Raw genomic sequence first — 14,548 nt, 5'->3', positions numbered from 1 at the left:
TCACGGTCACCCGTTTCCCTGATCTCTGGAGCCACCCCCTCATGCAGAACGAATCCATCTCGTCGCGGACCGGGGAGCATCAGGCCGGGGAGAAGCAGGCCGCGGCGCCGCAGGCCGGGGAATCGCTGATCGGGACGGAGTACGAGGTCGAGGTCGGCCCCGTCGCCCACGGCGGCCACTGCATCGCCCGCACCGCCGAGGGCCAGGTCCTCTTCGTACGCCACACCCTTCCCGGCGAGAAGGTCGTGGCGCGGGTCACCGAGGGCGAGGTCGGCTCACGCTTCCTGCGCGCCGACGCGATCACGGTCGTCGAGGCCTCCAAGGACCGTGTCGAGGCCCCCTGCCCGTACGCCGGACCCGGCAAGTGCGGCGGCTGCGACTGGCAGCACGCCAAGCCGGGCGCACAGCGCCGCCTCAAGGGCGAAGTGATCGCCGAGCAGCTCATGCGCCTCGCGGGCCTCACCCCCGAGGAGGTCGGCTGGGACGGCACGGTCATGCCCGCCGAGGGCGACAAGCTCCCGCCGGGCGAGGTCCCGGCCTGGCGCACGCGCGTCCAGTACGCGATCGACGAGGACGGCCGGGTCGGGCTGCGCAAGCACCGGTCGCACGACGTCGAGGTCATCGACGAGTGCCTGATCGCCGCCCCGGGCGTGTCCGAACTCGGCATCGAGAAGCAGGACTGGCCGCAGATGGCCGCGGTGGAGGCCATCGCCGCCACCGGCTCCCACGACCGCCAGGTCATCCTGACCCCGCGTGAGGGAGGCCGGCTCCCGCTGGTCGAGCTGGACAAGCCCGTCTCCGTGATGCGCGTCGAGGAGAAGGACGGCGGCGTCCACCGCGTCCACGGCCGCGCCTTCGTACGCGAGCGCGCCGACGACCGTACGTACCGCGTCGGCTCGGGCGGCTTCTGGCAGGTCCACCCGCAGGCGGCCGACACGCTGGTCCGCGCGGTCATGCAGGGCCTGCTGCCCCGCAAGAGCGACATGGCGCTGGACCTCTACTGCGGCGTGGGCCTGTTCGCCGGCGCCATCGGCCAGCGCATCGGCGAGAAGGGCGCGGTGCTGGGCATCGAGTCCGGCAAACGCGCTGTCGAGGACGCCCGGCACAACCTGAAGGACCTGGACCGGGTCCGCATCGAGCACGGAAAGGTCGACCAGGTCCTGCCGCGCACGGGCATCACCGACGTCGACCTGATCGTCCTGGACCCGCCGCGCGCGGGCGCCGGCAAGGCCACCGTCAAGCACCTGTCCTCTCTGGGCGCGCGCCGCATCGCCTACGTGGCGTGCGACCCGGCGGCGCTGGCCCGGGACATCGCGTACTTCCGGGAGGGCGGGTACAGGGTGCGGACGCTGAGGGCGTTCGACCTGTTCCCGATGACTTCGCACGTTGAGTGCGTGGCGATTTTGGAGCCTGCGGCAAAGGGCGTCTGACCTGCTGTTTTGTGGTTTGGATGGGTCGCTTGACATGTTTCACTCCGCGCAACGGGTCGAGTAGGCGGCATGTCCCTTTCAGGCCATCTCACCTGCGGCTTTGCGTGGGGCGGGAGTGTAGCGGCGACGTCCTCAAATCCCTTCCGGAATATCTTGACGCTCGGATGACGCTCGCAGCGGAAGTAAAATCTGCCGCATTCCTTCGGCCATTGCTGTGCTCGAGGTATCCGCACGAGGAGGAGTCTGCCCGCACGGTGTGGGACTCCTGGTGTCGGCAGTCGCATGGCCCGGGCGGCTGTGGCGCTGCTGCACTCCGTTGGTGATGCTCTGGTCGTTTGCCGAGCGCGTGTCGCTTGCCGCTTCCTGACGTCGGAGTCGTGAGGTCGGATTGGGGTTGCAGCCGAGCACGCATCACCACTGGCTGGCACAGATCTTCCCGCCCAGCCAGCCGTTGTCTCGGGATCCACGACATCAGCGCTGGTCCGGCCGACGCGTCCAACCTCCGCAAGCTGGCTGAGAGGTAGATGGCTGCACTGGGCTTCCCCGCGCGCCGTCCCGCTGCCGCCCCTCAGATGCAGCAGGCGACTCGGCCCGCTGGTTGCGGACCCTGCGGAAGATAGGGGTGGGTGAGAGTGGGCACTAACCGCGCCCGCTCCAACCGGTAATCGATCCCTCCGCCACGCGACGCGGACCCATGCGTGCGTGCAGCCGCCACCGGGCCCGTGACCTCGGGCCTGTTCGCTTCGCCGATGGCCGGCAAGAACGTGCAAGTCGTGGACTCATAGCGACGCTCGGCAGTCACAGAACTATCCCGGTCCGCGTGGTGGTTGAGCCTTGCCACGAGTCGAGTCTGGCGCTGCCGAGGAAGGGGTAGGGCCAGAACCTCAAGCTTCCCGGCCTCCTCTTGTGGTGCTCGACTGCTGCACAATCGTGAAGATCTCGTGTGGCCTCTTCACGAAGGGGCTTCCGAATGCTGCAACCTGCAGGGCAACGCCCTCCGTTGGCCCGCTCAAGGCCCTCGCAAACGTGACTTCAATCACGGGACGGTCGTCCGGTTTGGCGCGTGACGCCAGCATTTTCCCTCTGGATATTCACCTGCCCACTACATAAAGTCCCCATCAGGTCCCGCTCTCAGTGGATCTTCATCTCCTTGGAGCCGGGGTGGGTTTTGTGTGGAGTCATGTGTCTCGCCGACGTCGGGCGATGGCCGCAACTGCGCTGCTCAGCATGGTTGTCGTGATGCTGCCAACTTCGACAGCTGCTTCCTCCGGGAGCGCCCTTGCGGCCGAGGCAACCGCATCCGAACCTGACGCTGGAGAGGCAGGCGTAGCCGCCGCCAGAGCCGCCGCAAAACGAACCGGCCAGCCGGTTGAGGTCCTGTCACTGAGAGCCGAGAACAGCGATGTCTTCGCCACCAGTGACGGAAACCTGGAAGCGCGCGAGTACCTACGTCCTGTGCGCGCCCGTGTGGACGGCGAGTGGAAGCCTGTCGACACCGACCTGGCGCAAGCCGGTGGAGGTGGAGTCGCACCCGAGGTCACTACGGTCGGCCTGACGTTTTCCGGCGGTGGCGACATGCCTCTGGTGAAGATGACGAAAGCAGGCCGCGAGCTTGCTCTGTCGTGGCCGGGAGAACTGCCGGCACCTGAACTGAACGGTGCGACTGCCACCTACCGCGATGTGCTCCCGGACGTGGACCTGCGAATGCAGGCGCAGGAAGACGGCTTCACTCAACTCCTGGTGGTCAAGACCGCGGCTGCGGCAGAGAACGAGGCGCTGTCGAAGCTGCGTCTGCAGCTTGCCGCTGAGGGCATGGACGTCAACGAGACGCAGGACGGGGGTCTCGAGGCGGTCGACAAGGGCGCGCAGGGGGCAGTCTTCGCCGCCCCGAAGCCGATGATGTGGGATTCCAGTACGGGACCTGCCGCAGCAACGGCCAAGGGCGCCGAAGACGTGCCTGAACGCGAAGCGCGAGCCGCTGCCGCTGATGCAGCATCGTCGACGGAACCAGCGGCGGGGGAGTCGGGAGCGCTCGCACCGGTGGACGTGGATGTGCCGGCCGGCGGCGACGAACTGGTACTGACGCCGAACGCCGAACTGCTGCGGGGCCCGGACACCACATACCCAGTGTTCATCGATCCGCAGTGGTACTCACCCAGAGCATCGTCATGGACGATGGCATCCAAGTACTGGGCATCGTCGCCGCAGTGGAAGTTCAACGGCGAGTCCACGTCAGGCATGGGCTACTGCAACTGGTCCTACTGCGCTCCGCACGACACCAAGCGGATCTTCTATCAGATACCGACGTCGAAGTTCGCGGGCAAGTCGATCCTCTCGGCGGAGTTCGTAGTCCGGAACACCTGGTCCGCTTCTTGCTCGGATCGGAGCGTCGAGCTGTGGAGGACGAAGGGCATCTCCTCGTCGACGACCTGGAACTCGCAGAACGCTTCAGGGTTCTGGATCGAGAAACTGACATCCTCGTCCTTCGCGTACGGCTACGACGGCTGCGCTGCCAAGGACGCAGAGTTCAACGTGCGCACCGCGGTGCAGAAGGCGGCCAACGACAAGGCGTCCTCGCTCACGTTCGGGTTGCAAGCTGCCAGCGAGACCGACGGCTACGCCTGGAAGCGCTTCTCCGACAAGGCATTCCTCCGGGTCAAGTACAACCTTGCGCCGACACAGGTCAAGATGTCCCAGCTCACCATGGAATACGGGGGCACCTGCAAGCGACCGGAGAGCGCCCCGCGTGTCCGCACCCTCGGCAAGGTGTACGCGAACAACATCACAGACCCGGACGGCGACAACGTCGCCGTGCAGTTCCAGGCGATGTGGGACACGGGCGATGGACAGGGAGCGATCGCCCGATGGAAGCCCGCACTGACGTCCTACAAGGCGTCGGGTTCGAGCTTCGTGGTCAGCCTGCCCACGTCGATCCCGCAGAACAAGACGGTGAACTGGTACGTACGCAGCTATGACGGGGCGCAGTACTCACCGTGGTCGTCGGCAGGCGATCCGACGGGCTGTTACTTCGTTTACGACACCACCGTTCCCAAGGCACCCGCTATCACCTCGGGCGACTACCCGGCATCGGACCCGGAGAACCCGGACGATCCCTGGTTCGACGGCGTAGGCCGCTACGGCTCGTTCCAGATCAAGGCCGCAGACAGCGACGTCACCAAGTACTGGTACGGAATCAACGGTGATCCCTCGTCGAAGAACGTCATCACCACCGCAGCCGGCGCCGCGCAGGCCGTGAAGGTACTGCCGTCGAAAGCCGGACTGAGCTTCATCACCGCGCAGGCATTTGATGCCGCTGGCAACGGCTCGGAGGTGCGGACCTACCAGTTCAGAGTGAAGGCAGGCCAGCCAGAGAGAGCGAACTGGAAGTTCGACGATGCTGCTGACGCGACGTCCGCTTCTGGAGGCTCTGGGGCCAGGACGGCCAAGCTCTATGGAGGAGCTACCCCCGGTGCCCCAGGAGCAACCGGGACAGCGGTTCACTTCGACGGCACGAGCGGCTATGCCGCGACGGACATACCCACGGTCAACACAGCCAACGGCTTCAGCGTCTCGGCATGGGTGAACCTGGACAGGATGCCCACGGACGCTGCAGTAGTGGCTGCACAGCCCGGCAACTATTCTCCAGGGTTCGAGCTGTACTACTCGAAGGGGTACGACCGCTGGGTCTTCAACCAGTACACCTCTGACACGGCAGGCGCCTCCATCGTCCGGGCCATGGCCCCCGCGGCCGGCGGAGTAACAGCCGGACGGTGGACCCACCTGGTCGGCGTCTACTCAGGTGGTGCGAACGAGCTGCGGCTCTACGTCGACGGTTCTCTGGCGGGCAGTACCCCGTACACCACAGCCTGGGACGCGCGCCGCGGGCTCCAGATCGGGGCAGCCAACCTGCTCGGCACCCCTACCAACTACTTCCCCGGCAGCATCGACGACGTCCGAATCTTCGACAAGCCGGTCTCCGACGCGGAGGTCACCAACCTTCATCAGAAGAAGCCGATCGGCAGTGGTCGCACCGCCCGCGCGATCTTCCCACTGGACGAAGCAGCCGGAGCCACCGAAGTGACCGGGCACGCGGACACCCAGCACCTGGCACTGACGGGTAACGCCAAGCTGGGCGCTGCCGGAGTGAGCGGCCGGGCACTGCAACTGGACGGCGATGGAGACTACGCGCGCACGGCAGCCCCACATGTGGACACCGAGCGTCCCTTCACGGTCTCGGCCTGGGCGAAGCTGGACCGACTCCCTGCCACAGGCGCGACGGTCGTTGCGCAGCTCGGGGTGAACAGGCCGGGCCTCGAGCTGGCCTACTCCAAGACCAGCAATCAGTGGGGATTCTTCCAATACTCCGCGGACGTGGTGGGCGCAACCCAGATCAGAGTTGTGCAACCCCAGGGAACGACAGCACGCGTGGGCGAATGGGCACACCTCGTCGGCGTACATGATCCAACTGCCGGCACCCTGACCCTCTACGTGAATGGCGAGAAGGCGGCGACGGTCGCTCAGACCAATTCGTGGTATGCGGGTAAGCAGGTCCAGGTCGGTGCTCTGACCATCGACGGCGGCAACATGATCCAGCACTTCCCCGGGCAGATCGACGACATCCGGTTCCTGGACCGGGTGGTCGCTGCCGAAGAAGTGCAGCAGTTGTTCCGGCAGAGCCCCATCCTGAAGGGCCGTTGGAACTTCGAGGAGATGGGCACGGGAACTCCGGTCACCTCTCCGGACTCCACTGTCGAGAAACGCCCCATGAACCTGTACGGGGGCGCCCAGCTCGGCGTTGGCACGGTCGACTTCAACGGTCTGCAACTGGACGGCGTCGACTCCTACGCGGCAACTCCGACCATGCCCGTCGACACGGGAGCCAGTTTCACCGTCACGGCCTGGGCCCAGGCAGCGGCTCTGCCCGACCACAGCATGTCCGTCGTGAGCGCCGAAGGCGCCACGCGCAGCGCTTTCGAAGTGCGCTTCCAGCCCGAGTCCGGGGATGCCGTTGGTCCGGGGATATGGGAGCTCAGCCTTTCAAGTAGTGACAGCTCCACAGCACCGGTCAAGAAGGCGGCAAGCACTGAGTTCTACGACGTCCGCGACTGGAATCATCTCGCGGTGGTCTACGACGGCTTCGCCAAGGAAGCCCGGCTGTACGTCAACGGTGTCCTCCAAGAGGTGGCCTGCGGCGATGCGGACGGAGATGGCAGCGCTGACGACGGAGCCTGCCAGGATCTCATCGCGTGGGCGGACAACGTGCTGACCTTCAAGGCATCCAAATCCATCCAGGTCGGGCGTGCCTCGGGGGATGCCACCGGGGAGTACTTCGCCGGTTCGATCGACGATGTATGGGCTTTCCAAGGTGCACTGAACGACGTCCAAGTCGGCCTACTGGCCGGATCTCTGTTCGATATTCCAACAGAGGTTCCTAACGGCAGCTGACCCCCGCACAGTCAGCGGGCCAGGCACGTCAGCAGTGCCCGAAACCCTGAAGCTTCAGTCCCGCGCCGCAGCCCGACAGGCACCCGGCGCCCGGCAGTGACGGACACCCCTCGCATGAAACTCTCGAAAGCGTTCACGCCCAAGAACAGGGCATTCCGCCGAGCATCGCTAACAGTCTCGGCAGTCCTGGTCGCCACCCTGCTGCAGACGGCCGCAGCGCAGCCAGCGTCGACCACGTCTACTGCAATAAGCAATCTGCCTGGGCTTCCAGCGGCAGAAAAGCCCGTAGCGAGAGGCCGCGACGTCGCGGTCAAGCCGCGCGTAAAGAACAAGGGGCCCAGAGTGCCGGCGGGTGCCCCGCGGGCCGAGCAGCCCGACCCTGCTGAGGTCACGCTGACTCTGCCGCCGTCAGGTGCCAAGGGCGGCGAGCGCTTTACCTCCGCCAAGGGACAGCCTGTTGCTGTCGGCCGGGCTCAGGGCAAGGCTGATGCGAGCGAGACGTCGCAACGCGGTCCCCGCACGGTGAAGTCGGAAGTGCTTGAGGGTAAGAAGGCTGAGCGAGCCGGGATCGATGGCCTGCTGTTCACCCTCGGGGTCGGCGAGCCGGCCCAGGCCACAAGCGCGTCAGCCGAGAGCACGAAGCAGCCGGTCGCTGTGGCGGTCGAATACGCACAATTCAGTGAGCTCTTCGGTGGCGCCTACGCGTCGCGTATGGGCCTGGTCCAGTTGCCCGTGTGCGTGCTCACCACGCCAGAGGTGAAGGCGTGCCGGTCCGGAGAGCCTGTTGCCGCTGTCAATGACACAGAACGCAAGACGCTGACCGCGGAGTCGGTGAGCTTGCAGGCCGGAGCGCCCACGGTCCTGGCCGCGACTGCTGCGGTCGGTGGTGACAAAGGGGACTACAAGGCGACTCCGCTTTCTCCCTCCTCCACCTGGAACACCGCGCTCAACACCGGCGACTTCACATGGTCCTACGACATGGAGGTCCCCGAGGTACCGGGGGCATTGAAGCCGAGCGTGGGGCTCTCCTACTCATCCGGCGCGATAGACGGTCGAACCGGTGGGACCAACAACCAAGGTTCATGGGTGGGGGATGGGTTCGACCTATGGCCCGGCTTCATCGAGCGCAGCTACAAGCCTTGCGCCGATGACGGGGTCAAGAACGCGGACGGCAACAAGCCCGGCGACATGTGCTGGGCCTACGACAACGCGACCATCTCCTTCAACGGCGCCGGCGGTGAACTGGTCCCCGCGGGCAACGATGAGTTCAGGCTGAAGCGCGATGACGGTACTCGGATCAAACGTCTGGAGTCGGCCGACCGAGGCAACGGCGACAACGACGGCGAGTACTGGCGGCTCACCTCACCAGACGGAACGCGCTACTACTTCGGCTACAACCGTCTGCCGGGCTGGAGCACAGGTAAGAGCACGACCGACTCCACCTGGACGCTTCCCGTCTACGGAAACGACTCCGGCGAGGAATGCCACGCGGCGACATTCGCCGACTCATGGTGCCAGCAGGCATGGAGGTGGAACCTCGACTACGTCGTCGACACGTACGGCAACGCGATCAGCTACCACTACACCAAGGAGACCAACTCCTACGGCCGCAACCTGAAGTCCGAGGACGACACCCCGTACACGCGTGGTGGATACCTCACGCGTATCGACTACGGACAGCGAACCCCTGACCTGTATGCGGCCAAACCCCTGGCACAGGTCGTTTTCGACAACACAGAGCGCTGCATACCAGCGGCCGGTGTCACCTGCGCCGCCGATACGATCGACACCAAAGCCTTCTACTGGTACGACACCCCGTGGGACCTGAACTGCAAGGCCGAGACCACCTGTGACAACGGCCGGCTGTCACCATCCTTCTGGACCCGCAAGCGACTGACCGACGTCACCACACAGGTTCTCAAGACCGACGGCACCTACGGCAAAGTCGACTCCTGGAAGCTCGGCCATCGATGGGGCATGGCCGACACGGACTACCAGCTCCTCCTCGACAGTGTCCAACACACGGGTCAGTCAGCGACCCCGACCATCACCCTGCCGAAAACCACCTTCGCCTACACCCAGCTCGCCAACCGGCTGGACAAGACAGGGGACGGATTCGCCCCGTTCATCAAGGACCGCCTCTCCTCGGTGGACGACGAGTCCGGTGGCCAAATCAGTGTGAACTACTCGGCTGCCGCCTGCGACTGGAATGCGCTGCCGACTCCAGCGACGAACACCACCCGCTGCTTCCCCCAGTACCTCGGTGGCAGTGACACAGAAGCCGCAGAACAACACTGGTTCAACAAATACGTCACCAACTCTGTCACAAGCACCGACCGCACCGGTGGCGCGCCCGACCAGGTCACCACGTATCAGTACCTCGGTAATGCGGCCTGGCACTTCGACGACGATGACGGCTTGACCAAGGAGAAGGAAAAGACCTGGTCCCACTGGCGCGGCTACGGCCAAGTCAGGGTTCAGACCGGCGGGCAGGGAGGCGCCGCCGCAATGAAGTCCCAGGAGGACCACTATTTCCTACGCGGCATGGACGGCGACCGGGCCACCACCACCGGCGGCACCAAGAGCGTCTCGGTCAGCCTGGGTACGGATGAGGGGGAGCCGATAACCGACCACGAGTCGGCGAACGGCTTCCCGTACAAAACAGTCACCTTCGACAAGCCGGGTGGCAAAGTTCTGGAAAAAAAGGTTGACAGGCCCTGGCACCACCAAACTGCCGAGAAGAAGCGCAGTTGGGGCACCGTTACCGCCAATCTCACAGGAACCGCGAGCGCAAAGACCTGGACCTCCCTCGACAACGGGGCCGGCTCCCAATGGCGCATAACCTCCACGTCCAATACCTACGAAACAGTGGCCGGGCGGGTCACCGAGACCGATGACCGCGGTGACAACTCAACCGCATCAGACAATCAGTGCACACGGACCACGTACGCCACGAACAGCACCGACAACATCCTGTCGCTGCCGTCACGTGTCGAGACCGTAGCCAAGGCATGCGACGTCGCACCCGACCGGGCCAAGGACGTCATCTCCGACGTGCGCACCGCCTATGACGGCGGCGCTTACGGAGCCGAACCCACCAAGGGCGACGCCACCGCGACGGCCACGCTGAAACAGCATGACGGAACCAAGGCCACCTACCTGGAGAGCGGTGCCACGTACGACTCCTACGGCCGTCAGCTGAACATGACCGACCTGACCGCGAACGTCACGGCGAGCGGTGACGCGGCACCAGTGCGAACCGTGCGCAACGACGGGCGAACCACCGTCACCACTTACACCCCGGCCACCGGGTTTGCCACGCAGACCAAGGTGACCACGCCACCAGCTGTCTCCGGAAACAGCGGGACCTCCCAGAGCACCACCTCGGAACACGACCCTCTGCGCGGCCAACCACTACGGGTCACGGACACCAACGACAAGGTGACCGAGTTCGCATACGACGCACTCGGCCGCTCGGCAAAAGTCTGGCTCGCCAACCGATACACCTCGCAAACACCGACCTACGCCTACACCTACACCATCACCGACGGCAAACCGGTCGCCGTCACGACCAGCACCCTGAACAACGCCGGCGGCCAGATCACCGCCTACACCCTCTACGACGGCTTCCTGCGCGAACGCCAGACCCAAGCACCGGGCCCGGACGGCGGCAGCCTCCTCACAGACACCTTCTACAACGAGCGCGGACTGACCGCTAAAAACTTCAGCACCTACTACACCACGCAGGCCCCGTCGACTGAACTGTTCGCTCCCGCTGACGCGCTGAGCGTGGAGACACAGACCCGCAACCTCTACGACGGGCTCGGCCGCATTACCGAGTCCCGGCAGATAGCGGGCAACGGTGACGGCGGCCAAGTCCTCGGCATCACCCGCACCGTCTACAACGGCGACCGCACCACCGTCATCCCCCCTGTAGGCGGCACCGCCACCACCACACTCACCGACGCCCGGGACCAGACCACCGAGCTGCGCCAGCACCACGAACGCACCCTCGACGCTCAATACGACACCACCCGCTACGCCCACACGCCGAGCGGCAAGCTCGAAAAGGTCACCGACCCGGCTGGCAACTCCTGGACATACACATACGACCAACTCGGCCGCCAGGTGCGGACCACCGACCCTGACAAGGGCACGACCGACAGCTCGTATGACGACCGCGGGCAACTCGTCTCCACGACGGCCGCCTCCACCACGGCCGCCCGCAGCACCCTCCACCACACCTACGACAACCTCGGACGAGAGACCGAGCTGCGCAAGGATTCGGCGACCGGAGCAAAGCTCGTCGACTGGACCTACGACACGATCAGCGGAGCCAAGGGTCAGCTGGCCTCCACTACCCGTTATGTGAACGGCAGCGCATATACCAGCTCCGTAAGCGTCTACGACCCGCTCTACCGGGCCACCCGCACAGCAATCACGATTCCCGCGGCGGAAGGAGCGCTGGCCGGCACCTATCAGACGGCCACGGTCTACAAGCCCAGCGGCTTGCTGCAGAGTGTCAACTACTCCAAGGCAGGCTCTCTGCCGGGCGAGGTCATCACCTATAGCTACGACGACATCCTGCGCCCAACCGGAGTCACAGGACAGGGTTACAGCGCTGCCACCAGCTACAGCCTCACCGGCAAGCCGCTGCAAGTGAAGATGACCAGTGGTGGCACCGGTAAGCAGACTCAGGTCACCAACACCTACGAGTGGGGTACTCAGCGTCTGGCCACCAGCCGTGTCGACCGGCAAGACATCGCAGGCGTGGACAAGTACGCCACCTACCGCTACGACGAGACAGGGAATGTCCAGTCCGTCGCGGACGTCTCCCGGGCCGGCACCGACACCCAGTGCTTCACCTACGACCACCTGCGTCGGGTGACGCAGGAGTGGACAGAGCCGGCCTCCACCTGCACGAGCGCACCCGCGGCGGGAAAGGTCGGTGGGCCGGCGCCCTACTGGAACTCCTACACGTATGACAAGGTCGGCAACCGCCTCAGCGAGACCGCGCATGACCTGACAGGCAACCAGGCCAAGGACACCGAGCGCACTTACGCCTATCCTCCCCCCGGTGGGGAGAAGCCGCACGCTCTGACCTCGGTGACCAGCGTCGGTCCGACGGTCACCTCGCGCGACACCTACGCCTACGACGAGGTAGGCAACACGACCAGCCGCACAGTCGCCGGCACCACGCAGACGCTGAGCTGGGACTCCGAGGGCCACCTGGCCACGGTTACGGAACCGGTCGAGGGTGCCGCTGACAAGACCACCGCGTATCTGTACGACGCCGACGGAAGCCGCTTGATCGGCCGCACCAACACCGAGACCACGCTCTACCTCGGCCACACCGAGATCGTCCTGCCCAAGGGCTCCACGGCACCGAAAGCCACCCGGTTCATCGACCTGGGCAACGGCCAGCAGGCCGTCCGAAACGATAACGGCAGCATCGCCTTCACGATCGGCGACCATCACGGCACCGGCCAACTCGCAGTCGATGCCGCAAGCCTCGCCCTCACCCAGCGCCGCACCGACCCCTTCGGTAGTGCCCGCGGCGATGTCCCGACGAGCTGGCCCAGCACCAAGGGCTTCGTCGGCGGCACCACCGACACCAGTACGGGACTGACCCACCTCGGTGCCCGCGAGTACGACCCGGGCATCGGCCGATTCATCAGCGTCGACCCGATCATGGACCTCGCCGACCCGCAACAGATCAACGGCTATACCTACGCCAACAACGCTCCGGCCACCCTTTCCGACCCCACCGGTCTGCGTCCGGACGGAATCTGTGGCGGAAACAGCAGCACGTGCGTACCAAGCAACTCGGTATCAAAAACTACTGTCACCTACAACGAATCCTGGACCAAGAAAAAGAGCGGCTGGTACTGGAAGAAGTACGACGAAAACAAGGCCGGAAAGCGCTACTACACCCATGGGTGTCTCGGCTGCAAGAACTGGATCGACAGGACCCGGGTCATTCCGTGGACCGAAGTCGTCGAAGCTGTGGGAATCTTCGTCCCCGTTCTCGGGCCGGCCGCTGATGCCGTCCTGGGAATCAACGATCTCATTCAGGGGAACTATCAAGCAGCAAGCGAGAGAGCAGCAAGCGCCGTTCCTCTGGTAGGCGAGGCGCGGCTAGCGAAAAGCCTGCTCAAGAAGACGAGATGTGAGCCCAACAGCTTCGTGCCCGGCACGAAGGTGTTGATGGCTGACGGCAGCACCAAGCCGATCGAGGAAGTCAAGAACGGCGACAAGGTCCTGGCAACCGACCCCAAGTCCGGCAAAAGAAAAATCGAGACCGTCACTGCCGAGATAAAGGGCGAAGGTACCAAGCGCCTGGTTGAGGTCACCATCGACATCGACGGTGACCAGGGATCTAACACGGCAAGCATCACCGCCACTCACAACCACCCCTTCTGGGTCCCGGATATCGGGGAGTGGATCGACGCCACCGATCTTGAATCCGGCCAGTGGCTCAAGACCAGCGCCGGCACCCGGGTCCAGGTCACCGCCATCAGCCGCTGGACGGCCCAGCAGGCCACCGTCTACAACCTGACCGTCAGCGACCTGCACACGTACTATGTTGTGGCCGGGCCTGCATCGGTCTTGGTTCACAATTGTGGCGGGTACGGAGAGCTCGACGAACATGGGCGAGCCACCGGCATCAGCGTCACGCTTACCCGGGACAATATTGGTGGCACTACCAATCCCAGCGTCGATCCGGCCGGTTGGGTCAGCGGAATGGGATACAACCGCTCCCACCTCTGGGGTGCGCAGCTCGGTGGCTCGAACAGTGACCGCCGGAACTTTGTAACGCTGCATCAGTACGCCAACCATCCAGGGATGCGACGTCTCGAAAATCGAGTGCGGAGGGCCGTCGAGAGGAATGGGGAGACTGTGCAGTACACCGTCACGCCGATCTATGCACAACATATTGGTGAGGGCCCGGCCAACCCGTATCCGCTCGGTGTGACCATCCGAGCCAACGGATCAGGGGGACTTGACATCTTCCAGACAGTTCTGAACAGGCCAAGGCAGTGAACGCGCATATGCAAAGGTTGATCCGACTGGCGGCTCCCCTGCAAGGCGCCGCACGTCCCCGAGACTGGGGTGACGTTGCCCGAGAGCTGAGAATCCAGCTGCCAGCGGACTATCGAGAACTGATCGATACCTACGGCGGGGGATGCTTCGACAACTACTTGTGGCTTCTGGAGCCTGATTGCCAAAAGCGTCCCTATGACCTCCTCTCCTCTGTCGAAGAGCGTGACGAAAGCTTCAAAATGCTTTGGGAGGAGGGCGAGGAAAAGCCAGCGCAATTGCTCGAGGTGCCCGAAAACAGGCTGATTCCTTGGGCCTCCACGGACAACGGAGAATTCATCTACTGGCTGGCGTTGGCAGGGGCTCACCCTGATAGCTGGACAGTGATGGTGAACGAGGCCAGGGGTGCCTGGTGGGAGCATTTCGAGGTGGGCTGTGCGGAGTTTCTGGTATCGCTCCTGACGGGGGAAATCAGGTCGGAGATTCTCTCCACTTCATTCCCATTGCCGGATCATGAGTTCAGGTCCATCGCGAGCTTCTGACGGTGGGAAGTAAGCTGTCCTGCCACTTCACAAGAAGCCCTGCCCTCGTTGATGGTTTCTAGGGATCGTCGCAACACGTGGTCGGTCGTG

The 14,548-nt window shown here is 64.5% G+C and carries 4 protein-coding genes; all 4 read left to right on the top strand.

The window, feature by feature from the left end:
* Positions 1 to 41: 41 nt before the first annotated feature.
* Positions 42 to 1,430: a class I SAM-dependent RNA methyltransferase gene (locus ACFYQ6_RS15630; RefSeq protein ID WP_388763326.1), complete on the top strand. Its 1,389-nt coding sequence runs from the start codon at positions 42 to 44 to the stop codon at positions 1,428 to 1,430.
* Between the two features lie 1,227 nt (positions 1,431 to 2,657).
* Positions 2,658 to 6,875 (top strand): LamG-like jellyroll fold domain-containing protein, encoded by a 4,218-nt coding sequence (locus tag ACFYQ6_RS15625; protein ID WP_388763324.1) that lies wholly within the window; start codon positions 2,658 to 2,660, stop codon positions 6,873 to 6,875.
* Positions 6,876 to 6,989: 114 nt separating this feature from the next.
* Complete coding sequence (locus ACFYQ6_RS15620; protein WP_388763322.1) at positions 6,990 to 13,919, top strand: polymorphic toxin-type HINT domain-containing protein; 6,930 nt, start codon at positions 6,990 to 6,992, stop codon at positions 13,917 to 13,919.
* Positions 13,916 to 14,458 (top strand): SMI1/KNR4 family protein, encoded by a 543-nt coding sequence (locus ACFYQ6_RS15615; protein WP_361575876.1) that lies wholly within the window; start codon positions 13,916 to 13,918, stop codon positions 14,456 to 14,458. Before ACFYQ6_RS15620 ends, ACFYQ6_RS15615 begins: the two co-directional genes overlap by 4 nt.
* The last annotated feature ends 90 nt before the right edge of the window (positions 14,459 to 14,548 follow it).

Source organism: Streptomyces sp. NPDC005494 (genome assembly GCF_042872025.1).
Taxonomy (GTDB): Bacteria; Actinomycetota; Actinomycetes; order Streptomycetales; family Streptomycetaceae; genus Streptomyces.
This window is presented reverse-complemented; position numbering and strand designations above follow the sequence as displayed.

Excerpts from the sequence above, each read along its gene's own strand:
- ACFYQ6_RS15630 (WP_388763326.1), top strand. The coding sequence starts at position 42 with ATGCAGAACGAATCCATCTCGTCGCGGACCGGGGAGCATCAGGCCGGG.
- ACFYQ6_RS15625 (WP_388763324.1), top strand. The coding sequence starts at position 2,658 with ATGGTTGTCGTGATGCTGCCAACTTCGACAGCTGCTTCCTCCGGGAGC.
- ACFYQ6_RS15620 (WP_388763322.1), top strand. The coding sequence starts at position 6,990 with ATGAAACTCTCGAAAGCGTTCACGCCCAAGAACAGGGCATTCCGCCGA.